We start from the raw sequence: 21,735 nt of genomic DNA, 5'->3' as shown, positions 1-21,735 counted from the left end.
AGCAAAGCCATGAAGCGCAAAGCCACGAGCGGCTGGCGCGTCGCCGTGCTCGGCGGCGGCGCCTGGGGCACGGCGCTGGCGCTGGCCATGCTGCGTGCCGGCCATTCGGTCCGGCTGTTCGCGCGCGACCAGGACAGTGTCGCGGCGATCGGTCGCGGCGAAAATCCACGCTATCTGCCCGGCATCGCGCTTGATCCCGGCATCGCGGCGACAAGTGACATCAAACTGGCTCTCGCCGACGCCGACTGCGTGCTGGCGGTGGCGCCGGCGCAATCGTTACGCGCCATGCTGACGGCCGCGTCCAGCCATGTGCCGAAAGGCGTCCCGCTGGTGCTCTGCGCCAAGGGCATCGAGCGCGACACCGGCGCGCTGCTGTCGTCCATTGCCGAGGAAATCCTGCCGGCAAATCCGGTCGCCGCCCTGTCGGGCCCAAGCTTTGCCACCGACGTCGCCAAAGGCCTGCCGACGGCCGTCGTGGTCGCCGCTCGCGACGAGGCCCTGGCTGCCGACCTTGCCGCCCGTTTTTCGGCTGAAAACCTGCGCTGTTATTCGAGCGACGACCTGATCGGCGTCGAGATCGGCGGCGCGCTGAAGAACGTCTTTGCCATTGCCGCGGGTGCCGTCACCGGCGCCGGGCTCGGCGCCAGCGCCCAGGCCGCAATGGTGACGCGCGGCTTCGTCGAATTGCGCCGCATCGGTGCCGCCTTCGGCGCAAAGCCGGAGACGCTGATGGGGCTTTCCGGCCTCGGCGACCTGCTGCTCACCTGCTCGTCCGCGCAGTCGCGCAATTTCGCCTATGGGCTGGCACTGGGGCAAGGCAAGCCGCTTGCCGGCCTGCCTCTGGCGGAAGGCGTGCCGACGGCGGCGATCGCCGCCCGCATCGCCGGTGAGCGCCGGATCGATGCACCGATCATCGCCGCCGTCGCCGCCATACTGGACGGCACCGTCACCATAGACCAGGCTGTGTCGGCGTTGATGACCAGGCCGCTCAAAACCGAAACCGACATGTGATCCCGAACGATTGCGGAGATGGAAAGATGCTGTTTGCGTTGATTTGCAAGGACAAGCCAGGAAGCCTGCAGGTGCGGCTCGATACGCGGCCCGAGCATATTGCCTTTCTGGAAGGGCTGAACGGCGACAAGAAACTGGCCTTCGCCGGCCCGTTCCTCGACGCAGACGGCAAGCCGAACGGCAGCCTCGTCGTTGTCGAGGCGCCCGATCTGGCTGCGGCAAAAGCCGTGTCGACGGCCGATCCCTATACCAAGGCAGGGCTGTTCGAAAGCGTCGAAATCCGGCAGTGGAACTGGAGCTTCAACAAACCGGCGGATATCTAATGCATGTCGCGCAAAAGTGTGCAGCGGTTTTGTGATAACGACATGCATAAAACAAGAGCCTAAAAAGCGCGTCGCTTGACGCCGGTCGAACGCGACGCGCTTTTAGTCGCGGCGGCACCTGAGGAGGAGCAACACAATGAACTACTGGCTGTTCAAATCCGAACCTTCGGTCTTCTCCTTCGAGGACCTCAAGGCCAAGGGCAAGGCCGGCACGCAATGGGACGGCGTGCGCAATTATGCGGCGCGCAACAACATGAAGGCGATGCAGATCGGCGATCTCGGCTTCTTCTACCATTCCAATGACGGGCTCGACATCGTCGGCATCGCCGAAGTCTGCGCCCTGGCCCATCAGGACAGCACGACCGACGACCCCCGCTGGGAGTGCGTCGATATCCGCGCCTTCAAGGACATGCCGAAGCCGGTGACGCTGGAACAGGCCAAGGCCAATCCAAAGCTGGCCGACATGGCGCTGGTGCGGCTCGGGCGGCTTTCGGTGCAGCCGGTGACGCCTGCCGAATGGCAGGAGGTCTGCCGCATGAGCGGACTGACGCCGGCGCCATGACGGCGCTGACGCCGGACAGCGCCAAGAAATTCATCCTCGACAACACGGCGCTCATGGCGCCGCCGCATGTGCCGGAGATACGCCTGCAGCTGGCCGACGAGGCGCATGAATTGTGGCAGCGGACCGAGGATGAGCTGAGCGAAATCGGCCTGCCACCGCCCTTCTGGGCCTTCGCCTGGGCCGGCGGCCAAGGCCTTGCCCGCTACATCCTCGACAATCCGGCTGCGGTGCGCGGCAGGCGCGTGCTCGACTTCGCCTCCGGCTCCGGCCTTGTCGCCATTGCAGCAGTGATGGCCGGATCTGCCGAGGTGATCGCCGCCGATATCGACCCGTTCTGCGCGACCGCGATCCGCCTCAATGCAGAGGCCAATGGCGTCGAGATAGAATTCCTCGCCGGCGACTGCATCGGCACCGATGCGGGCTGGGATCTGGTGCTGGCCGGCGACGTCTTCTACGACAAAGCTTTCGCCGACAGGCTGATGCCGTGGTTCGCGGCGTTGAAGGCGCGCGGCGCCGACATCCTCGTCGGCGATCCCGGCCGCTCCTATCTGCCGAATGCCGGGCTGGAACCGCTTGCCGTCTACGAAGTGGCGGTGACCCGCGCGCTGGAGGACGCCGAGGTCAAGTGCACCACCGTCTGGTGCCTTGCTTGACGGCATCGCCGAACAGGCGTTCCATCGCGCAATCGACCGGAGGGAATCATGGATTTTTCAGCAATCAATTGGCTGGCGGTAATCGTCGCCGCCGTGGTGGCGTGGCTGTTCGGCGCGGCCTGGTATATGGGCTTGAGCAAGCCGTGGCTGAAGGCCGCCAAGCTTGATCCGGCGACGATGAGCAAGTCGATGCTGCCCTTCGTCGTCTCCTTCGTCGCGGAGCTTGTCATGGCGCTGGTCATGTCGCTGATCATCGGCGCAGTGACCGGCGGCGAACCGAGCCTGCTTGCCGGGGTGATCTTCGGCTTCGTTCTCTGGCTGGGGTTCGTCGCCACGACGCTTTCGGTCAACCATCGCTACGAAGGTTTCGGCTGGGATCTGACGCTCATCGATGTCGGCCATTGGCTCGGCGTGATGCTTCTCATCGGCGCGGTGATCGGCTGGTTCGGCGCGGCGGCGACAGGCTGACCCTTTAGGCGGCGACAGGCTGACCTTTAGGTTGGGGTCTTGGCGACTTCCTCGAGAAGCCAATCGCGAAAGGCGACGATGCGCGGATCGTTCGCCGCACTTTCGGGATAGACCAGGAAATAGGCGAATTCGGGCGCGACCTTGATGCCGAGTTCAAAGGGCCGGATCAGCCGGCCTTCCGAAAGGTCGTTTGCCACCATGGCGAAATCGGCGAGCGCAACCGCGTTGCCGTCGAGCGCGGCCTGCACGGCATCCGTCGAATTGCCGAACACGATGGTCCGGCTGTCGTCGAAATCGTCGACGCCCGCCGCCGCCATCCACATGCTCCAGTTCGGCCAGGTGACGCCCTGGCGCGACCACTCGATATGCGCCAGCGTATGATGGAACAGGTCGCGTGGCTCCTTGAGCGGCGGCCCTGACCGCAGCAAGGCCGGACTGCAGACGGGAATGATGACGTTTTCGAACAGCCGGTGCGAGCGAAGCCCCGGATATTTGCCGGCGCCGAAACGGATGCCGACATCGACATCGTCGCGGTCGAAATCGCGCACCTCATAGCTGATATCGAAGCGCAGCTCGATTGCCGGATGCTGTTTGCGAAAATCGTCGACGCGCCGCATCAGCCACTTCGTCGCGAATTGCGCATCGAGGGTGACCTTCAGCAGCGCCGATCCGCGCGCCGTCTTCTGCGCCCGTGAGACCGCGCGGCCAAGCAGGTCGAGCGCGTCGGTCGAGGCCTCGAACAGCACCGCACCCGCCTCGGTGAGCCGGATTGTGCGGCTGGTGCGTGTGAACAGCATGATGCCGAGCTGATCCTCGATTTCCTTGATCTGGTGGCTGACCGCTGCCGGCGTCAGGCCGAGCTCGTCGGCGGCGCGGGTGAAATTGAGGTGCCGGGCCGCCGCCTCCAGCGTCCGCAGCGCACGGGTTCCAGGCAGCAGGCGCGCCATCAGGGCCAGACGAGGAGGGTTCGGTCGAGCATTCCAATCCTCAAACAAAACTTGAAGATGCAGAAAAAACTACTCGTTTCCCGTTTGAATTTCAATCCGCCATGATCTGAGCATCGAAGAAACATCAAACCGGATTTGATGTCCGGAGAAGCGGATTGCACCATGTCTGACATCGCCTTGCGCTCTGTAACCCTCCGCCCGGCCTGGCTGCGCGCCGTGCTTGATTGGCTTCGGCATGCAAAAATCGCGGTCAGTCTTCCCTATGAGAATGTCGAGGATCTCTCCGATCGCCAGCTGCGCGACATCGGTGGCGAACGCAAGGACATCGGGCGAGCCATGGACCGCGAACTCGGCCGGCTCGGTCTTCTCGACACAGGGTGGCAGAGGAGTAGGGCAACAAGGCAGTAGGGCAGTAGGGCAGTAGGCAGTAGGCAGTAGGCAGTAGGCAGTAGGAAAAGCTAAGCGGCGCGCCCGCGCCTGTCTCTATTCTTACTCCCCTACTGCCCTATCTCACTACCCTCACCACCGTCCGTTCCGACAGCAGCGGGAGCAGCCGCGCCATGGTGCGGGCCGTCACCGCGACGCAGCCTTGTGTCGGCGTGAAGCCGGGGCGCGCCAGGTGGAAGAAGATGGCGCTGCCGCGCCCGCGCCGGCGCGGCACAATGTTCCAGTCCAGCACCAGGCAGGCATCGTAGAGATCGTCGGTGCGCAGCATCCGCTCATGGCTGGCGCCATAGGGGATTTTGACCGGGCGGTTGTAGTTGCGGTCCCCAGGCACTTCGCACCAGCCGAGGTCGCGGCCGATCGGCGTCATCGCCAGCCGCGTCCTGCGGCCGCCGGCAAAACGGTCGCCGCGAAAATATCCCGACAATATCCGCATCGAGGCGAGCGGCGTGGCGCCATCGCCCTCGCGCTTGCCGGCCGAGATGCCGCCATGCCCCAGCGCACATGGAAACACGAGTTTGCCGGCCTGTAGAAAGCCCTGGCTGGCATGGCCGGGCCGCGCGCGCACGGTGAGCACGGTGAGCCCTTTCGGCAAAATTGCGCCGACTGCATTGCGATCGTGTTTTTTCTTGTATGATCGTGCCACGGAACAAATCACTGTGAACGGCTGTTGTGCCGGTCAGCTTCCGCATAAACAGGCAGCGGTCAACTGAAATCTCTTTTCAAAACAACGGATTGATCCATGACTTCACGCACCATTCTGATCGTCGACGACGATGACGACCTGCGCGGCACCCTTGTCGAGCAATTGTCGCTTTATGAGGAATTCGATGTCCTGCAGGAAGCGACCGCCGCCAAAGGCGTCGCCGCGGCGCGCGGCGGGCTTATCGACCTGCTCATCATGGATGTCGGCCTACCCGACATGGATGGCCGCGAGGCGGTGAAGATATTGCGCAAGGGCGGCTACAAGGCGCCGATCATCATGCTGACCGGCCACGACACCGATTCCGACACGATCCTTGGTCTCGAGGCCGGCGCCAACGACTATGTGACGAAGCCGTTCCGCTTTGCCGTGTTGCTAGCCCGCATCCGCGCCCAGCTGCGCCAGCACGAACAGAGCGAGGACGCCACTTTCTCGGTCGGCCCCTACACGTTCAAGCCCAGCCAGAAGCTTCTGATCGACCCGCGCGGCGCCAAGGTGCGGCTGACCGAAAAGGAAGCCTCGATCATCAAATATCTCTACCGCGCCGACCAGAAGGTGGTGACCCGCGACGTGCTGCTGGAGGAAGTCTGGGGCTACAATTCCGGCGTCACCACGCATACGCTCGAAACCCACGTCTACCGGCTGCGCCAGAAGATCGAGCGCGATCCTTCCAACGCGGAAATTCTCGTGACAGAAAGCGGCGGCTACAAGCTGGTTCCTTAAACATTTCATTATTCAAATAAGCGATCCGGGCGGGGCGCTTTTCGGGTACGGTCCTGAGCTGGAGGTGGGTCTGGATCGAACTCGCGGAGGCATCGGGTCCAAGGAGCGGAACCGATTTTTGAAACGCCTTGCGCGTCCGGGGGACGCGCGGCGCTCTAGGGAGGAGTGGGACTGACGGTTCGGGGACATAGCTAGATGGCGCTGGATGACGACATCCGCATCCTGTCCACCGTGAGGCTCTTCGAGGGCTTTACGCAGGAACAGCTGCGTCTGCTCGCCTTCGGCGCCGAAACCACCATGCTGAAAGCCGACCACAAGCTTTATCGCGAGGACGACGAAGCTGATTCGGCCTACATCGTGGTCAGCGGCCGCATCGTGCTCTATCGCGAGCACGACGGGGAGCGCATCCCGATCGGCACCGCCGGTCCCGGCACGATACTCAGCGAACTGGCGCTGATCGCCGACACCAACCGGCTGACCAGCGCCTCCGCCGAAATCGATTCGGAAGTGCTGCGGCTCAGCCGCAAGATGTTCCGCCGCATCCTCGAGGAATACCCGGAGCTGGCGGTTCACTTGCACCAGCGCATCTTGGAGGATTTCCAGGCGATGATCCGCCGGATCGAGGAACTTGGCCCGCGTTTTGCCGGCTAATGTAGCGCCTCTGGTTTAACCAGATTTCGGAATTTGCGAGTTCTCAAGGCCGGTGCGTTGCGGAAACAAGCTCGGCCTTGCGCCGCGCCGTCTCCAGTCCGAGCGCAATGAAGCGGCGCGCATGTTTGGCCAGCTCCATATTGTCGGTCCACAGATTGCGCCAGATCGCGGTTTTCCGCGTCAGGTTCTCGTCGACGATTTCCGACGAGAAGGATTCAAAGCTGAGGTCGTCGCTATAGCCGATAGCGGTCAGCGCATCGAATATCCCGGCGAAATCGATATTGCCGGTGCCGAGGAAGCCGCGATGGCTCTCGCCGATATGGACATAGCCGATTTTCTTTGCGGCGTTGCGGATGGCCAATCCGACATCGGCCTCCTCGATGTTCATGTGGAACGTGTCGAGATGCAGGAAGATGTTGTCGGAGCCGCTGTCCTCGATAAAGGCCATGCCTTGCGCGGCGGTGTTGAGCAGGTTGCTTTCGAAGCGGTTGACGATCTCGAGGTTGAGGGTGACGCCGGCTGACTTTGCCGTCTCCGCCACCTCGGCAAGCGTGCCGGCGCTGCGGTTCCACTGGTCGCGCGTCGGCGCCTCGCTCTGCAAGCCGTGGCTGGTGCTGAGGATGCCGGCAACCTTCTGGCCGCCGAGATCGCGAGTCAGCGCGATCGTACGTTTCAGGATTTCGACGCCGTGCGCCGCAATCGTTTTGTCGGCGCTCGAAATATCGCCGTCGGCCGGCAGTCCGATGCTGATTGCGACGCCGAGGCCGAGATCGGCTATCCGCTTGGCCAAGCCGTCAATGTCGACATTGGCGGGGTCGAGATAGGAGAATTCGATCAGGTCGAAGCCGGCTTCGCTGGTGTTGGCCAGCGTCCGCTCGAGATCGCTCTGCGTCGAGCTCGCCGACCAGACGAATGAGTGGATTCCGATGCGCGACATGATTGTCTCCGGTTATTCCAGCAGTAGCGGACCCAAGTCCAAATCGGTGTTTGGCAATCCGTTGCTCAGACAAAAAAGGTGCGGCCGGTCATACCGGCCGCCCCACGCTTGGGAGGTTTAGCGAGCTGCGGTCCAGCCCTTGTAATCCTTCAAATTGTCGGCCGTGATCAGCTTCGGGTCGAGCAGCACCGTCGGCTCGGCCGGCTCCTTGCCGGCAAGCAGGTCAGCCGCCATCGTCAGCGACTGGCCGGCCATCACATAGGGATCCTGCGAGGCCGAGGCCTTGATCATCGACGTGCCGGAAGCGAGTTCCTTCTCGATATCGGGCGCGCCGTCGACCGCCGTGAAGATGAACTCCGAGCGGTTGAGCTGCTTGGCCGCAAGCTGGGCGCCGATCGCCGTCGGATCGTTGATGGCGAAGACCGCGTCGATCTTGTCGAAGCGGGTCAGCAGCGACTGGAACACTTTCAGGCCGCCGTCACGTGAGCCTTCAGCGTTCTGGTCGTCCGAAAGGATCTTGATGTCGGGGTGTTTTGCCAGCACGTCCTTGCAGCCCTTGACCCGCTCCAGGATCGACGACGAAGCCGGGCCGTTGAGGATGACGTAGTCGCCCTTGCCGCCGGTATGGTCGACCAGATACTGGCACGCCTCTTCGCCGGCCTTGACATTGTTGGTCATCACGGTGACGTCGGCGCCCGGCGCCGAAACGTCAAAAGCGGCAACGACGATGCCGGCTGCCTGTGCCTTCTTCACCGCCGGTGCGATCGCCTTGGCATCGACGGCATTGAGCATGATGACGTCGACGCCGGCGGCGATGAAGGAATCGACCTGCGAGACCTGCTTGTTGAGATCGTAGTCGGCCGATACCGATGTCACCTGCACATTCGGGTTGATTTTCTTGGCCGCGTCCTCGATGCCCTTGATGGTGGCGACGAAGAACGGGTTGCCGAGCAGGCCGACCGAGATGCCGACCTTGTTCAGGTCCTTGGCCGATGCCGGCGCGATGACGGCGGCCGCAAGGGCGACGCCGCAGAGCAGTTTAGCGATGATCTTCATAGTTTTATTTTCCTCCTGATGCCCGCGCCTCTCACGGTGCGTTACACATGAAACCGGCTCGATGGACGCCGGCGACTAAGGGCCATCACGTTCTTGCTCCTGCCTGGAGCCGGTAACGGTCGAGGGCGACCGCCACGATGATGACCAATCCCTTGATGATGTACTGCCAGATGTCGGAAACACCGGCGAGGATGAGCCCATTTGACAGCACGGCGATGATCAGGCCGCCGATCAGCGTGCCCCAGATCGAGCCGACGCCGCCGACGAAGCTGGTGCCGCCGAGGATGACCGCGGCAATGGCGTCGAGTTCGTAGGACTGGCCGAGCTGCAGCCCGTTGGCGGCATAGAGCCGGGCCGCCGACATGGCGCCGCCAAGGCCGGCCAGAAGGCCGGAAACGCCGTAGACGAAGAGCAGCACCAGCGGCACCTTGATGCCGGTCAGTCTGGCGGCCTCGGCGTTGCCGCCGACGGCGTAGATCCAGGTGCCAAGCACGGTGCGCTTGAGCACCAGCCAGGACAGCACCACGACCGCCAGCGCGATGATGACCAGCCATGGAACGCCGAACAGCGAACCGTTGCCGATGAAGTCGAACGGCAGGTCCGAGTTGAACACCGTCGTGTCCTGGCCAAGCAACCGGGCGACGCCGCGCACGGCGGTCAGTGATCCCAGCGTGACGATGAAGGGCGGCAGCTTGATGTAGGCGATCAGCAGGCCGTTGATGACGCCGAAGCCGAGCCCGACGAGAATGGCCGCCGGCACGCCCAGCAGTCCCCAATCGGGCACCAGCGACACCATCACCGCCACCATCGCCGAGGCGGCAAGGATCGAGCCGACGGACAGGTCGATGCCGCCGGTCAGGATGACGAAGGTCATGCCGGCCGCCAACACGATGTTGATCGACGATTGCTGCATGACGATCAGCAGATTGGTCTGGGTGAAAAAGCGCGGGTTGATGAACTGGAAGCCGACCGCCAGCAGAATCAGGATCGGCAGCATGCCGAGCGCAGCGATGGCGGTGCGCCACCTTGTGCTCCTGCCGACCGCCCGGTCGTCCGCTTTCATCGTGTCGGCCACCTTGTCGGTCATCGCTGAGCCGCTCCCGTTGCAAGTTCCATGATCGCTTCCTGCCGCAGTGGCTCGCCCTCCAGCGCCGTCACCTCGCCGGCAATGGCGCCGTCGCGCATCACCAGCACGCGGTCGGCGATGCCGATCACCTCCGGCAGCTCGCTGGAGATCATCAGGATGGCGATGCCTTTCTTGGCCAGATTGTCGATCAGCCGGTAGATTTCCGACTTCGCCCCGACGTCGACGCCGCGGGTCGGCTCATCGAGGATGACGACCTGCGGCTCTGTTTCCAGCAGGCGAGCGAGCAGCACCTTCTGCTGGTTGCCACCCGACAGCGAGCCGGCATTGGCCTGCACCGAGCTGGTGCGGATGGAGAGCTCGGACACCGCCTTGGCGGCGCGCTTTTCGGCAGCCGCGAAGTCGCGCAGACCGCCGGCCTTCGCGTCCCTTGCCAGCACGCCCATGCTGATGTTGTCGGAGATCGACATGTCGAGGAACAGGCCAAGTTGCTTGCGGTCCTCGGTCAGGTAGGCGATGCCGGCATCCAGCGCCTCGCTTGGCGAACCGATGGATATCGGTTTGCCGCCGAGCTCCAGCGTGCCCGATATGTGCCTGTCGGCGCCGAAGATCAGCCGTGCCAGTTCGGTGCGGCCCGAGCCGACCAGGCCTGCCAGTGCCAGCACCTCGCCTTTGTGGAGGTCGAAGGAGCAATTCTTTATGAGATTGCCGTCCGACATGCCGCGCACCGACAGCGCGACGGCGCGCTTGCTGTCCGGCGGGCGGTGATCCTTCTTGTAGAACGTCGACAGATCGCGCCCGACCATCATCGATACCAGGCGTGAGGCGTTCAGATCGGCGCGGTCGAGCGTGCCGACATAGCCGCTGTCGCGTAGCACGCTGACGCGGTCGGCGAGCTGGTAGACCTCTTCCATGCGGTGGCTGATGTAGATGATGGCAATACCTTGCGACTTCAGCGTCGCGATCACCTCGAACAGCCGGTCGGTCTCACGCGAGGTCAGCGACGTGGTCGGCTCGTCCATGACGATGATGCGCGCATTGGTCGACAGCGCGCGGGCGATTTCGACCAACTGGCGTTCGCCGAGCGACAGGCTGGTGACCGGGGTGCGCGCTGAAAAAGTCACGCCGAGCCGCGCGATGATGTCGCTGGCGCGCCGGTTACACTGCTCGCGATCGACGATGCCGAACCGTCGCGGCTCGTTGCCGAGGAAAATGTTCTGCGCCACCGACAGATTGGGCGCCAGCGACAGCTCCTGGTAGATGACCGCAATGCCGGCGGCGCGTGCCTTGATCGGGTCGCCGGTGGCGGCCGGCATGCCGTCGATCAGGATCTCGCCGCCGGGATCCGGCCGGTAGGCGCCGGACAGCACTTTCATCAGCGTCGACTTGCCGGCACCGTTCTCGCCCATCAGCGCGTGCAGCTCGCCGGCATGGACGGTCAGCGACACATCGTGCAGGGCGCGGATCGGGCCGAATGTCTTCGAGATGTGGCGCATCTCCAGCACCGGCTGGCGCACCGTCTCGATCCGGGCGATGGCGCTCATCGCGCACCTCCCGCAGCTGCTCTGGGGGCACCCCGATCGGCGGCAAGGCCGCGCCAGTCGTTGCGGTAGCCGGCAAGGCCGCTGAAGCTTGCCGCATGCACCGCCTCCGGCGCCTCGGTGGCAAACTCGCGTCCGACGCTTTCGAAGGCAAGTGCTGCGGCACCGGTGGCGCTGCCCTCCAGCGTTGCGCCCTGCAGGAAGGCCTGCCCGGGACGCACTTGCGCCAGCAGCGCGGCAAGCAGCCCGCCATTGTTCAGGCCGCCGTCGACGATGACGGTATTATCGGAATGGATCAGCTCGAGGCACAAATCGACCATCAGCGCGACATAGAGCAGCGCCATGGCCGCGCGTTCGTCGGCGTTGGGCGTGCGCCCGACCAGTTCGCCGCGCCGGTGTGCCATCGGGCCGCCGGGCGCGAAGCTCGGCAGCGCCATAATGCCGGCGTCGATCACCCGCTGTATCGATGACGGCGCGATGGCGCCCTGCCAGCCGGCGCTGATCGTCGCGAATTCGCGGCCGCCCATGAAGCGGATGGTCGGCACCGGGCCGCCATCGACATCGACGTTGACCAGCATGTCGCGCTCGCCGTCGAGTGCGTCGAGCGGGCAGTCCGGATTGAGAACGACGACCCAGGTGCCGGTCGAGACCACGGTCACCGGCCCGAGCTGCTGCCGGCGGTAGGCATGGAGCGCGGCATTGCTGTCGTGGACGCCATTATGGATGGCGACCGGCTTCGCGACTCGGCCGAAGCGCTGCTCGCCGATCACCGCGCCGGCACGCTCGAAGGCGGGCATCTGGCCGCGCCAGCCCTCGCCATCGACCAGCGAGCTGAAATCGCGTTTGCGCGGCGCCCATAAATGCGAGTGGCAGCCGAGATAGGACACTTCCGATACCGGCCGGCCACCAAGGCGCCAGCTCCAGTATTGGGGGTAGCCGAGGATCGATTTCGCTGCGGCGAAGGCACCGGGCTCCACCTCCTTCAGCCACAACATGTGGCGGCCGTAGTTGAAGCCAAGCGGCAGGCGCGGCGAAAAGGTCTCGGCAAAATCCGGAATGCGGCGATCGATTTGCGCGGCGATCTCGGCCGGCGGTTCCTGCTCGTAATCGAGGATCGGATGCGTCAGCGCGGCGTCGTCGACCAACGCGAAGGTGCAGCCATGGCCGGATACCATCAGCCCTTCCACGCCATGCGTGTCGACGGCGTCATCGATGGCGCGGGCCGCCCAGTCGTGCAGCGTTGCCTCGTCGAGCACGCTGAAGCCGTTTTTGCGGATCCAGCTCGGCTGGGTGCGGCGCTCGTCGAGGATGCGTCCGTCCTGGCCGAAGACGAACAGCTTCGAATTGGTCTTGCCGAAATCGAGGACGGCTACTTTCACTGGGCGCCTCCCGAGGAAGCGGCGATGCGCACCATGACGCCGGCATCTTCGAGCATGCGCGCGTCGGTGTCGGACAGGCCCTCATCGGTGACCAGCGTACCGATCCGCGACAGCGGCAGCGCCACGTTGCGGGCGTGGATCGACAGTTTGCGGCTGTCGGCCAGCACGACGATCTGGTCGGCGCAGAGGCTGAGCTCGACGATCGAGCGGACCAGCAGCGGGTGCGATTCCAGAAGGCCTTCCTGGCCGATGCCTTGCGCGCCGAGAAAGAACTTCGAGGCGTAGAACGGCACCGTCTGGGTCAGCGAATGGATGATACCCGGCTCGCGGTGCAGTTCGCCGCCGGCGACGGTCAGGCTGCAATGGCCGTGATCGCTGAGATAGGCCGCGAGCGGCATCGAGTTGGTGTAGAGCCGGATGTTGCGGTCGGCGAGCTTGACGCCGAGATGGAAGCAGGTCGAACCGCCATGCACGATGACCGCGTCGCCGTCGCGCACCATGGTGGCGGCGAGAGCGGCGATCTGCCGCTTGGCCTCGACGGCGAGGTCGCGGTTCTCGTCATAGGGCCTGGCATAGGCGACGCCAACTTGCGAAGCGCCATCGAGCGCCGAGATGCCGCCATAGACCTTGCGCGCTTCGCCGGCCTCGTCGATCTTGTCGATGTCGCGCCGCACCGTCGCCGCCGACACGCCAAGCCGCTCCTGCAGCTCGCGCACCGATGCGAAAGGCCGGTCTCGCAAAAGCTCGACAATCTGGCGCTGGCGGCCGGAGTCGCTCAACCCTTACCTCCCAATGCGCTTGCCTCCCAAGCCATTTTGCACGGCATTGCCATTTTGCACGGCAATTGGTGCAACTTACTCAACGGGCCTCGGATTGCAAGCGTGATTTGACGCGATAACATCACTGTTGACGTAACTTACTCGCATCTGCGATACCAGCGTCGGTCTTAGTCCCGGCAACGGGCCGTCCAAAGCCGTGGCCACGCGGCCGGTTTGTGGAGGAATTTCGATGACGATCAGTGCGGATGCGCAGGAATTGGCAGCGCTGCGGTCGCTTTCGGCCGTCATCGGCAGCGACCCGCATCTGACCCAGGCCGCCGGCGGCAATACCTCGCTGAAAGCCGGCGACACGCTCTGGATCAAGGCCTCCGGTACCTGGCTGAAGGACGCGCTTACCGCAGACATCATGGTGCCGGTCAGCATCCCGCCATTGCTTGAAGCCATCGAACGGCGCGACCCGGCCGCCGAACAGCCGCAGGCCTTTGCCATCGGCGCCCTCAATCCACGCGGCTTGCGCCCGTCGATCGAGACCACGGTGCATGCGCTGATGCCGCAGCGTATCGTCCTGCATGTCCACTGCGTCGAGACCATTTCGCTGGCCGTGCAGGCCGATTGCGAGGCCGAGGTCGCCAGGCGGCTCGATGGCCACCAATGGACCTATGTTCCTTATCGCCGGCCGGGGCTGCCGCTTGCCCAAGGGATCGCCGAGCGCTTGCGGCCAGGCGTAGACATCCTGATCCTCGGCAATCACGGTCTGGTCGTTGCAGCCGAGACCGTCGCCGCGGCCGACATGCTGCTGCGCCGCGTAACCCGGCTCCTGGCGCGGCCGCCGCGCCAGGTGGCTGAGCCGGACATTGCCGCACTGACGGCGCGCGCCGGCGGCAGCGGCTACAGACTGCCAGCCGACGTGGAGGCGCATGCGGTGGCGATCGACCCCGAAAGCTGCCGCATGGCTTCGGGTGGCAGCCTCTACCCCGACCACGTCATCTTTCTCGGCGAGGGTTCGGTCGTGGCGGGACCGGGCGAGGATGTGAAGCGCGTGATCGAGCGCTGCGGCGCCGCACCCGTGGCGATCCTGTTTCCCGGCCTTGGCGTGCTGATGCGCGGCGACGCCGGCGCCGGCGCCGACGCCATGCAGCGCTGCCTCGCCGACGTGACGGCGCGGGTCGATGTCGCAGCGAAGCTGAATTATCTGACAGCGGCGGAGAATGACGAACTGATCAACTGGGACGCCGAAAAATATCGCCAGAAACTCAATGCCGGAGGCAGCTGACATGCCGCGTTCGTCAAGCCCGCTATCAACTGGCCCGCTTGCCATCGGCATCGACATCGGCACATCCGGCGCGCGCGCCGTCGCAATGCGCCCGGACTTTTCCATCGCCGCGCATTCCGCAATTGCCCTTGAGCGATTTGGGCTGAACGGCCGCGACCCCGCCGTATGGTGGGAGGCGGTCGGCGCGACGTTGGCGGAAGTGCTCAAATGTATCGATCGCGCGGCAGTGCTCTCGATCGCCGTCGACGGTACGTCGGGCACGCTGCTGCCGGTCGACGGCTCCGGGCGGCCGCTGGCCGAACCGCTGATGTACAACGACAAGGTCGCTGACGACACTATTCTGACTGCAATAGCCGGCGCGGCACCGGCAACGAGCGCTGCACTTGGGGCGACGTCCGGTCTCGCCAAGGCGCTGTCTTTCCAGCACCTGCCCGGCGTCGCCACTGTGCTGCACCAGGCCGACTGGATCGCCGGACAGTTTTCCGGCCGCTTCGATGTCAGTGACGAGAACAACGCGCTGAAAACCGGCTACGACGTCGAGGCCCGGCGCTGGCCGGACTGGATCGCGGCGACCGGCATGCGCATGGAATTCCTGCCCCGAATCGTGCGGCCGGGCGATGTCACGGGCACGCTCACCGCCAGCGCTGCGAAAATGTTCGGCCTGCCGCGCGACGTGGTTGTCGTCGCCGGCACCACCGATGGATGCGCGTCGTTCCTGGCGACCGGTGCGACTGCCGCGGGCGCCGGCGTCACCGCGCTCGGCTCATCGCTGACCATCAAGATCCTCTCCGACCGGCCGATCTCGGCGCCGCAATTCGGCATCTACAGCCATAGGCTGGGAAACACCTACCTGGCGGGCGGTGCCTCGAACTCCGGCGGCAAGGTGCTGGCCCAGCATTTCCCCGTCGCCCGCATTGTCGAACTCAGCAAAAAGATCGACCCGGCGACAGAGACCGGCCTCGATTATTACCCGCTGCCGGCGCCGGGCGAACGCTTCCCCATAGCCGATCCGGCGCTGCCGCCCCGCCTCGAGCCGCGGCCCGCCGACGACGCCGATTATCTGAAAGCGATGTTCGAGGGTATTGCGGCGATCGAAGCGCTCGGCTATCGCCGGCTTGCCGAACTCGGCGCACCCCGGCTTACATCGGTCAGGAGCGTCGGCGGCGGTGCGGCCAATCCGGCCTGGACGGCGATCCGGCAGCGCAAGCTTGGCGTCGCTCTCGTGCCGGCTCTTTCGGAGGAGGCCGCCGCCGGCACGGCGCGGCTGGCGCTGATGGGCGCAGGCGCAGCGGGGCTTTTATGACGGCCAAGATAATTCAGCACCTCGACGGCATCGCCGCGCTGGCCGAGCGCTATCAGGTGTTCCTGCTCGACCAATTTGGTGTGCTGCACGACGGCACCAGCGCCTATCCAGGCGCTATCGAAGCCTTGTCGGCACTCAAGCGCGCCGGCAAGACCATCGTGCTGATCTCGAATTCCGGCAAGCGGGCGCAACCCAATGAGCGCCGCCTGCTGAAGCTCGGCTTCGCACCGGGAAGCTGGGACCATTTTGTCTCCTCCGGCGAGGTGGCGTGGCGCTCCTTCCACGAAATGGCGGCATCGGGGACCCTGCGCCCGCAGACAAAATGCCTGCTGATCAGCCGCGATAATGACCGTTCGGCTGTCGACGGCCTGCCCTTCGTCCTGGCCAAGGACGGCGACGATGCAGAACTGGTACTGATTTCCGCCAGCGAGGGCGATCGCTACGACCTCGACCATTATCGCCGGCTTCTCGGTCCGGCGGCGAAGCGCCAGGTGCCGTGCTTCTGCACCAACCCCGACAAGATCATGCTGACTGCCGTCGGGCCTTGCTTCGGCGCTGGCCGGCTGGCCGATCTCTATGAGAACCTCGGCGGCAGCGTCACCCGCATCGGCAAGCCCTATCCGCAGATATTCGAGGCAGCGCTGGCGCTGGCGGGCAACCCGGAGCGCGGCAACGCGGTCTGCGTCGGCGACAGCGTCGAGCACGACATCGCCGGCGGCAACGGCGTCGGCGTCGCGACGACGCTGGTCCTGTCCGGTATATTGGCGGAGACACCTGATCTGGAGACTGTTTTCGCCACGCTGAACGCCCGCCCCGACTACATCGCGGATAGCTTCAGGTTTCGCTGAATTGTTAAGGCGAGACAAAGCTAATCGAGGTTGAAACGCCCGATCACCGGCACATGGTCGGAGGGCCGCTCCCAGCCGCGCGCCGGCCGCAGGATTTCATAGCCGGCAAACTGCGGCACCAGGTTTGGCGACGACCAGATATGGTCGAGGCGGCGGCCGCGATTTGACGCCTGCCAATCCTGTGCACGATAGCTCCACCAGGTGTAGAGCTTCTCCTCGTAAGGCACATTGAGCCGCATCAGGTCGACCCAGTCGCCGGCGAGCCGCATCGCTTCGAAATTTTCCGTCTCGACCGGCGTATGGCTGACGACGTTGAGCAGCTGCTTGTGCGACCAGACATCGTGCTCGAGCGGCGCGATGTTAAGATCGCCGACCAGGATCGAGCCGGAAACCTCGTCATGCTCGGCGCGGACGGCGTTCATCTCGGCAACAAAATCGAGCTTGTGCTTGAACTTCCGGTTGACGGCCGGGTCGGGCTCGTCGCCGCCGGCCGGCACGTAGAAATTGTGCAGCAGGATCGCCTTGCCGCCAGCCTTGACGGTGACCGACAGATGCCGGCTGTCGTCGATCTCGCAGAAGCGGCGCTTTTCGACCACCTCGATCGGCCGCCGTGCCACCGTCGCAACGCCGTGGTAGCCCTTCTGGCCATGGAAGGCGATGTGCTCGTAGCCAAGCTTGCGGAACGCCTTCTCCGGAAACAATTCGTCAGGAACCTTGGTTTCCTGCAGGCAGAGCACGTCCGGCGCCTGCTCGACCAGCAGACGCTCGACGATCGGCATGCGCAGCCGGACGGAGTTGATGTTCCAGGTAGCGACGGAAAAGGGCATGTGGGGTTCCGGACAACGCAAGATCCGCCGGATGGCCCGACGGAAGTCAATCGCGGAAACTACTGCCAGCCGCGCACCGCAAAAACAAGCCGGCCGCGCCTTGGGGGCGCGGCCCATGACTTTCCAGAAATATCAATACAGGAACCAAGCCCAAGGTGTGCTGAGATTCAGGTCAGGCCGAGTCGGAGTCGAAGACGGGCGCGAAGCGACCAGAATGGTGGATTCCGAGAACCGGAGCGGAGCGTACTTTTGGGTACGTGAGCACCGGCCTACGCCGGCCGTAGCCTTAACTGCCACGACCGCTCATGAATGCTTTGGCCGGCGAAGGCCGGAAGCGCAGGAAACCGCCGTTGCAGGCCGGCATCACCTGAATATCGACACACCTTAGCGCGACTTGGTGTTCAGTTCCCGGTTGGCCGTATAGTCGATGGCAAAGGTGTCGGGCGCGAAACTGACGCCCTCCTTGGTGTTGAAGATCATCACCGTCGTGTCCTTGCCTTGCGCATCGGTGATGGTCCACTGCCGCAATTCATAGGATTTCGGATCGAACATCATGGTGATCTTCGAATTGCCGAACACCGATTTGTCGGCAAGCTGGATGGTGGTGAGATCGTTTTCTTCCTTAACGCTTCTGACGCGTCCGCCCGACAGATCGATCTTGTCGTCGAGAAGCAGCTTCAGCGGTGTCTTCGACAGCGGGTAGAGGTCGGAGGTCCGCAGCTTCTTGTTGAGGATGACCACCGACTTGCCGTCGGAAATCACCCTGAAATTCGAGGCGCCGTCATAGTTGAAGCGGATCTTGCCCGGCCGTTCCAGAAAGAACTTGCCGCCGGTCTGCTCGCCCTTTGGCCCGAACTGCACGAACTCGCCGCTCATCGATTTGACCGAGGAGAAATGATCGGCGATCTTCTGCGCCGTCGCCGGAACCGCTGCTTGCGCCGACGCCAGCAGCTGGAAGCCGGGCACGACGTTGACGGCCGCGGCACCGGCCAGGACCAGACCGAGGCCGAGCACCTGTCGGCGGGTTGGGGCGAAATCCCTGCTTGGGGCGAAAGATGCGTTTTTCATGCCGGTCACCATCATCTGATTGCTTGCTCGTTATATTGGTCTGGCCCCCCAGTTGGGCTTAAGTTTGGCGGGCGCGCAGCGCTCATCCGTTGCAACGCGCCGAGAGGTTCAAAGTTGCCGGCGCGGATGCGCTCTAGAACTTGTCGTCCTCCGTCGGCACCAGGATTTCGCGTTTTCCGGCATGGTTGGCCGGGCCGACAATGCCTTCCTTCTCCATCTTCTCGATGATCGAGGCGGCGCGGTTGTAGCCGATGCCGAGCCGGCGCTGGATGTAGCTGGTCGAGGCCTTGCCGTCGCGCAGCACCACCGCGACCGCCTGGTCGTAGGGATCGTCGGAATCCTCGAAATTGCCGCCGTCGCCGCTGCTGCCACTGCCTTTGCCCGACGGCTCATCATCATCCTTGTCGTCATCCTCGGTGATGGCGTCGAGATATTCCGGCACGCCTTGCAATTTCAGATGCGCGACGATCCTCTCCACCTCGTCGTCGGAAACGAAGGGACCGTGCACGCGCTGGATGCGGCCGCCGCCGGCCATGTAGAGCATATCGCCCATGCCGAGCAGCTGTTCGGCGCCCTGCTCGCCCAGGATGGTGCGGCTGTCGATCTTCGATGTCACCTGGAAGGAGATGCGGGTCGGGAAGTTGGCCTTGATGGTGCCGGTGATGACGTCGACCGACGGCCGCTGCGTTGCCATGATGACATGGATGCCGGCGGCGCGCGCCATCTGCGCCAGGCGCTGCACTGCGCCTTCGATGTCCTTGCCGGCGACCATCATCAGATCGGCCATCTCGTCGATGATGACGACGATGTAGGGCATCGGCTCGAGGTCGAGGTTCTCCGTTTCGTAGATCGCTTCACCGGTCTGGCGGTCGAAGCCGGTCTGCACGGTGCGCGAGATTCTTTCGCCTTTTTTCTCGGCCTGCTGCACGCGCGCGTTGAAACCGTCGATGTTGCGGACGCCGACCTTCGACATTTTGCGGTAGCGGTCCTCCATCTCTCGCACGGTCCATTTCAGCGCCACCACCGCCTTCTTCGGATCGGTGACCACCGGCGTCAGAAGATGCGGGATGCCGTCATAGACCGAGAGTTCCAGCATTTTCGGATCGATCATGATCAGCCGGCAGTCCTGCGGCGTCAGCCGGTAGAGCAGCGACAGGATCATGGTGTTGATGGCGACGGACTTGCCCGAGCCGGTGGTGCCGGCGACCAGCACGTGCGGCATCTTGGCGATGTCGACGATGACCGCCTCGCCATTGATGGTCTTGCCCAGCGCCAGCGCCAGCTTGGCCTTGGTGGTCTCGAAATCGCGGCTGGCCATGATCTCGCGCAAATAGACGGTCTCGCGCCTGGCGTTCGGCAATTCGATGCCGATGGCGTTGCGGCCAGGCACCACGGCGACACGGCAGGCGATGGCGCTCATCGAGCGGGCGATGTCGTCGGACAGGCCGATCACCCGCGACGATTTGATGCCGGGCGCAGGTTCCAGCTCGTAAAGCGTGACGACCGGACCCGGGCGCACATGGATGATTTCGCCCTTGACGCCGAAATCCTCCAGCACGCCCTCGAGCAGGCGGGCGTTCTGCTCCAGCGCGTCCTTCGACAGGCTGGCGTCGCGCACCACGTTCTTCGGTTCCGACAGGAAATGCAGTGACGGCATCTCGAATTTTTCCGAGCCGATCAGCGAGGTCTGCGCCTCGCGCTGGACCCGGGCGCCGGGTGCCGGCCGCGGCGCCGGCGCCTCGACGCGTGTCGCCGCATCGGAACGGAAGTTCTGCACCTTCGCCGTCGGCGCGGCGCGGCGTTGGCCGGCCGGCTCGGGCGCGAAATCCGTGTCGTCGTCATTGTCGTCGTTATCGAAGACATCGGCATCGTCGGGGTCGATCGAGGCACTGCGGTCGTTGACCATGGCGGCGAAGAATTCCGGCTCGACGCGGGCGCGCCCGCCCGGGCTCATCCGCGCCTCGGCGAACTCGGCCGATTCGACCCGTTCTGCCGCCCGCCGCCAGGCGCTGGCCCGCGGCTCCATCTCCGGCTCGAAATCGTCGCGCTCGCGCCGGCGCGCGGCGCGGCGACGCAGATAGGCCCGCAGCGACAGCCACCAATGGGTGATGGCGCCAAGCGCCAATATGCCTTCGTCGCCCTCGTCCTCTTCATTGTCGAAAAGCAGGTCGTCCTGCGGATCGGCAGCAGTGGGCTGATCAAGCACGGCAAAGCCGTTCTTGCGTGAAATCAGCGCCGAACCATACAGAAACAGCCCCAGCGCCGGTGCTGCAAGGAGCACGGCAAGCACGCTGGCGACGAGGCCGGTCGGATAGCCGCCGATGACCAGGCCGGGAATGTTGAGCACCATGTCGCCAAAGACGCCGCCGAGGCCGGTCGGCAGCGGCCAGGTCTTGGGCGGCACCACGCAGCCGGCAATTGCCGCGCCAAGCAGCGAAAACCCGAACCAGGCCAGCGCCCGTTTCGGCAGCCGGTCGACGCCGCGCGCGGTAAACAGCAGAAATCCCCAGATCACCGCCGGCACCAGCGCCGCAACGGCGGCGAGTCCGAAGAACTGCATGGCAATGTCGGAAAAGACGGCGCCGGCATAACCCATTGCATTGGTGACGATATTATCGGTGGCGTGCGAGAAGCTCGGATCGGCGACGTTCCAGGTGGCAAGGGCGGCGACGCCGAAGCCAACCAGAGCAAACAGCCCGGCACCGACCAGCCGCCCGACCTGGCGCCTCGCGAACGCCCGGATGCCGTGCCCCGTATCGGCCAGCGCAAGCGGTGCTGAAGCCCCTGAACGCATGCTCTTCCTCGTCTGTCGTTGCCCGGCCGGGCGCGGACGCGCAACACGGCAGATTCGGCTGTCAGACTAGCGGCGGGAAGGTTAAGGGCGCATTAACCATGGGCAGCCTGCGTCTGCGGAACGGGCGCAGGATGTCATGCCTGACTTCCTGTTCAAACGCGGCGGTGATCCTGCGACAGGCATTGGCAACCACGCTGACTCGGCGAAAATGGCGGGCACGCTGGAGCCGCTGCGGCAGATGTTTCACGCCGCCGACGGATCGAGCACCTTGATCAAGCGATCGTGATCGAGCCGTCACGGCCATCCGCGCACAAAAAGAGGCCCGGAAGATTTCCGGGCCTCAAGGCGTGAGCCCTTGCGG

At 64.4% G+C, this 21,735-nt stretch carries 23 protein-coding genes; 12 read left to right on the top strand and 11 right to left on the bottom strand.

Going from position 1 to position 21,735, the window contains the following annotated elements:
- The first annotated feature begins 9 nt into the window (after nt 1-9).
- The 5 genes from NKG95_RS00665 to NKG95_RS00645 all read left to right on the top strand — a co-directional run bounded on the left by NKG95_RS00665 (nt 10) and on the right by NKG95_RS00645 (nt 3,017).
- Nucleotides 10-1,011, top strand: coding sequence for an NAD(P)H-dependent glycerol-3-phosphate dehydrogenase (locus NKG95_RS00665; RefSeq protein ID WP_353039649.1), 1,002 nt, complete (start codon nt 10-12; stop codon nt 1,009-1,011).
- Nucleotides 1,012-1,037: 26 nt separating this feature from the next.
- Complete coding sequence (locus NKG95_RS00660) at nt 1,038-1,334, top strand: YciI-like protein (protein ID WP_353020053.1); 297 nt, start codon at nt 1,038-1,040, stop codon at nt 1,332-1,334.
- Between the two features lie 136 nt (nt 1,335-1,470).
- The gene (locus NKG95_RS00655; protein ID WP_352481017.1) at nt 1,471-1,896 is read left to right on the top strand and encodes an EVE domain-containing protein; all 426 of its coding nucleotides are present in this window, start codon (nt 1,471-1,473) and stop codon (nt 1,894-1,896) included.
- Nucleotides 1,893-2,549 (top strand): class I SAM-dependent methyltransferase, encoded by a 657-nt coding sequence (locus NKG95_RS00650; RefSeq protein ID WP_353039903.1) that lies wholly within the window; start codon nt 1,893-1,895, stop codon nt 2,547-2,549. Before NKG95_RS00655 ends, NKG95_RS00650 begins: the two co-directional genes overlap by 4 nt.
- 48 nt (nt 2,550-2,597) lie before the next feature.
- Complete coding sequence (locus NKG95_RS00645; protein WP_023721382.1) at nt 2,598-3,017, top strand: DUF1761 domain-containing protein; 420 nt, start codon at nt 2,598-2,600, stop codon at nt 3,015-3,017.
- Nucleotides 3,018-3,043: 26 nt separating this feature from the next.
- Here NKG95_RS00645 and gcvA read toward each other — a convergent pair whose 3' ends face one another.
- Nucleotides 3,044-3,964, bottom strand: coding sequence for a transcriptional regulator GcvA (gcvA, locus tag NKG95_RS00640; protein ID WP_023721383.1), 921 nt, complete (start codon nt 3,962-3,964; stop codon nt 3,044-3,046).
- A 162-nt stretch (nt 3,965-4,126) separates the two neighbouring features.
- On the opposite strand from gcvA, the gene NKG95_RS00635 reads away from it, so the two are divergent.
- Nucleotides 4,127-4,372, top strand: a complete 246-nt coding sequence (locus tag NKG95_RS00635) for a hypothetical protein (RefSeq protein WP_353039647.1) — start codon at nt 4,127-4,129, stop codon at nt 4,370-4,372.
- A 97-nt stretch (nt 4,373-4,469) separates the two neighbouring features.
- On the opposite strand, the gene NKG95_RS00630 is transcribed toward NKG95_RS00635, so the two are convergent.
- Nucleotides 4,470-5,006, bottom strand: a complete 537-nt coding sequence (locus NKG95_RS00630) for a L,D-transpeptidase family protein (protein ID WP_353039902.1) — start codon at nt 5,004-5,006, stop codon at nt 4,470-4,472.
- A 144-nt stretch (nt 5,007-5,150) separates the two neighbouring features.
- On the opposite strand from NKG95_RS00630, the gene NKG95_RS00625 reads away from it, so the two are divergent.
- The gene (locus NKG95_RS00625; RefSeq protein WP_023721386.1) at nt 5,151-5,834 is read left to right on the top strand and encodes a response regulator transcription factor; all 684 of its coding nucleotides are present in this window, start codon (nt 5,151-5,153) and stop codon (nt 5,832-5,834) included.
- 195 nt (nt 5,835-6,029) lie between these two features.
- On the top strand, nt 6,030-6,485 hold the full coding sequence (locus tag NKG95_RS00620) for a Crp/Fnr family transcriptional regulator (RefSeq protein ID WP_023680480.1): 456 nt from the start codon (nt 6,030-6,032) through the stop codon (nt 6,483-6,485).
- 43 nt (nt 6,486-6,528) lie between these two features.
- Here NKG95_RS00620 and NKG95_RS00615 read toward each other — a convergent pair whose 3' ends face one another.
- The 6 genes from NKG95_RS00615 to NKG95_RS00590 all read right to left on the bottom strand — a co-directional run bounded on the left by NKG95_RS00615 (nt 6,529) and on the right by NKG95_RS00590 (nt 13,261).
- A complete protein-coding gene (locus NKG95_RS00615) occupies nt 6,529-7,422 on the bottom strand; it encodes a sugar phosphate isomerase/epimerase family protein (RefSeq protein ID WP_353039645.1) in 894 nt (297 codons plus the stop codon).
- A 117-nt stretch (nt 7,423-7,539) separates the two neighbouring features.
- On the bottom strand, nt 7,540-8,478 hold the full coding sequence (locus NKG95_RS00610; RefSeq protein WP_353039643.1) for an ABC transporter substrate-binding protein: 939 nt from the start codon (nt 8,476-8,478) through the stop codon (nt 7,540-7,542).
- A gap of 85 nt (nt 8,479-8,563) precedes the next feature.
- Nucleotides 8,564-9,541 carry an ABC transporter permease subunit gene (locus tag NKG95_RS00605; protein ID WP_502896313.1) on the bottom strand — a complete coding sequence of 326 codons (978 nt, stop codon included), beginning with the start codon at nt 9,539-9,541 and terminating at the stop codon, nt 8,564-8,566.
- Between the two features lie 20 nt (nt 9,542-9,561).
- Complete coding sequence (locus tag NKG95_RS00600) at nt 9,562-11,106, bottom strand: sugar ABC transporter ATP-binding protein (RefSeq protein ID WP_353039641.1); 1,545 nt, start codon at nt 11,104-11,106, stop codon at nt 9,562-9,564.
- Nucleotides 11,103-12,482, bottom strand: a complete 1,380-nt coding sequence (locus tag NKG95_RS00595) for an FGGY-family carbohydrate kinase (protein WP_353039639.1) — start codon at nt 12,480-12,482, stop codon at nt 11,103-11,105. Before NKG95_RS00595 ends, NKG95_RS00600 begins: the two co-directional genes overlap by 4 nt.
- Complete coding sequence (locus NKG95_RS00590) at nt 12,479-13,261, bottom strand: DeoR/GlpR family DNA-binding transcription regulator (protein WP_023721392.1); 783 nt, start codon at nt 13,259-13,261, stop codon at nt 12,479-12,481. Before NKG95_RS00590 ends, NKG95_RS00595 begins: the two co-directional genes overlap by 4 nt.
- Nucleotides 13,262-13,490: 229 nt before the next feature.
- Between NKG95_RS00590 and NKG95_RS00585 the strand changes: the two genes are divergently transcribed.
- Genes NKG95_RS00585 through NKG95_RS00575 form a run of 3 tightly spaced genes read left to right on the top strand, consistent with a single transcriptional unit; the run spans nt 13,491 to nt 16,685 of the window.
- Nucleotides 13,491-14,534, top strand: a complete 1,044-nt coding sequence (locus NKG95_RS00585; RefSeq protein ID WP_352961997.1) for a class II aldolase/adducin family protein — start codon at nt 13,491-13,493, stop codon at nt 14,532-14,534.
- A 1-nt stretch (nt 14,535) separates the two neighbouring features.
- Complete coding sequence (locus NKG95_RS00580; RefSeq protein ID WP_353039637.1) at nt 14,536-15,837, top strand: FGGY-family carbohydrate kinase; 1,302 nt, start codon at nt 14,536-14,538, stop codon at nt 15,835-15,837.
- Nucleotides 15,834-16,685, top strand: coding sequence for a TIGR01459 family HAD-type hydrolase (locus NKG95_RS00575; RefSeq protein ID WP_023721395.1), 852 nt, complete (start codon nt 15,834-15,836; stop codon nt 16,683-16,685). Before NKG95_RS00580 ends, NKG95_RS00575 begins: the two co-directional genes overlap by 4 nt.
- A gap of 20 nt (nt 16,686-16,705) precedes the next feature.
- Here the strand turns inward: NKG95_RS00575 and NKG95_RS00570 are convergent, their stop codons facing one another.
- From NKG95_RS00570 to NKG95_RS00560, 3 genes are all read right to left on the bottom strand, one after another.
- Entirely contained in the window at nt 16,706-17,512 is an 807-nt protein-coding gene (locus NKG95_RS00570) for an exodeoxyribonuclease III (RefSeq protein WP_023721396.1), read from the bottom strand.
- A gap of 384 nt (nt 17,513-17,896) precedes the next feature.
- Nucleotides 17,897-18,580, bottom strand: a complete 684-nt coding sequence (locus NKG95_RS00565; RefSeq protein ID WP_352481025.1) for an outer membrane lipoprotein carrier protein LolA — start codon at nt 18,578-18,580, stop codon at nt 17,897-17,899.
- A 133-nt stretch (nt 18,581-18,713) separates the two neighbouring features.
- Nucleotides 18,714-21,374, bottom strand: a complete 2,661-nt coding sequence (locus NKG95_RS00560) for an FtsK/SpoIIIE family DNA translocase (protein ID WP_353039635.1) — start codon at nt 21,372-21,374, stop codon at nt 18,714-18,716.
- A gap of 136 nt (nt 21,375-21,510) precedes the next feature.
- On the opposite strand from NKG95_RS00560, the gene NKG95_RS00555 reads away from it, so the two are divergent.
- Entirely contained in the window at nt 21,511-21,660 is a 150-nt protein-coding gene (locus NKG95_RS00555) for a hypothetical protein (protein WP_023722684.1), read from the top strand.
- Nucleotides 21,661-21,735: the final 75 nt, after the last annotated feature.

Source organism: Mesorhizobium sp. M1423 (genome assembly GCF_040317575.1).
Classification (GTDB): Bacteria; Pseudomonadota; Alphaproteobacteria; order Rhizobiales; family Rhizobiaceae; genus Mesorhizobium.
The sequence above is the reverse complement of the archived record's forward strand: the minus strand, read 5'-3'. Positions and strand labels throughout refer to the sequence as shown.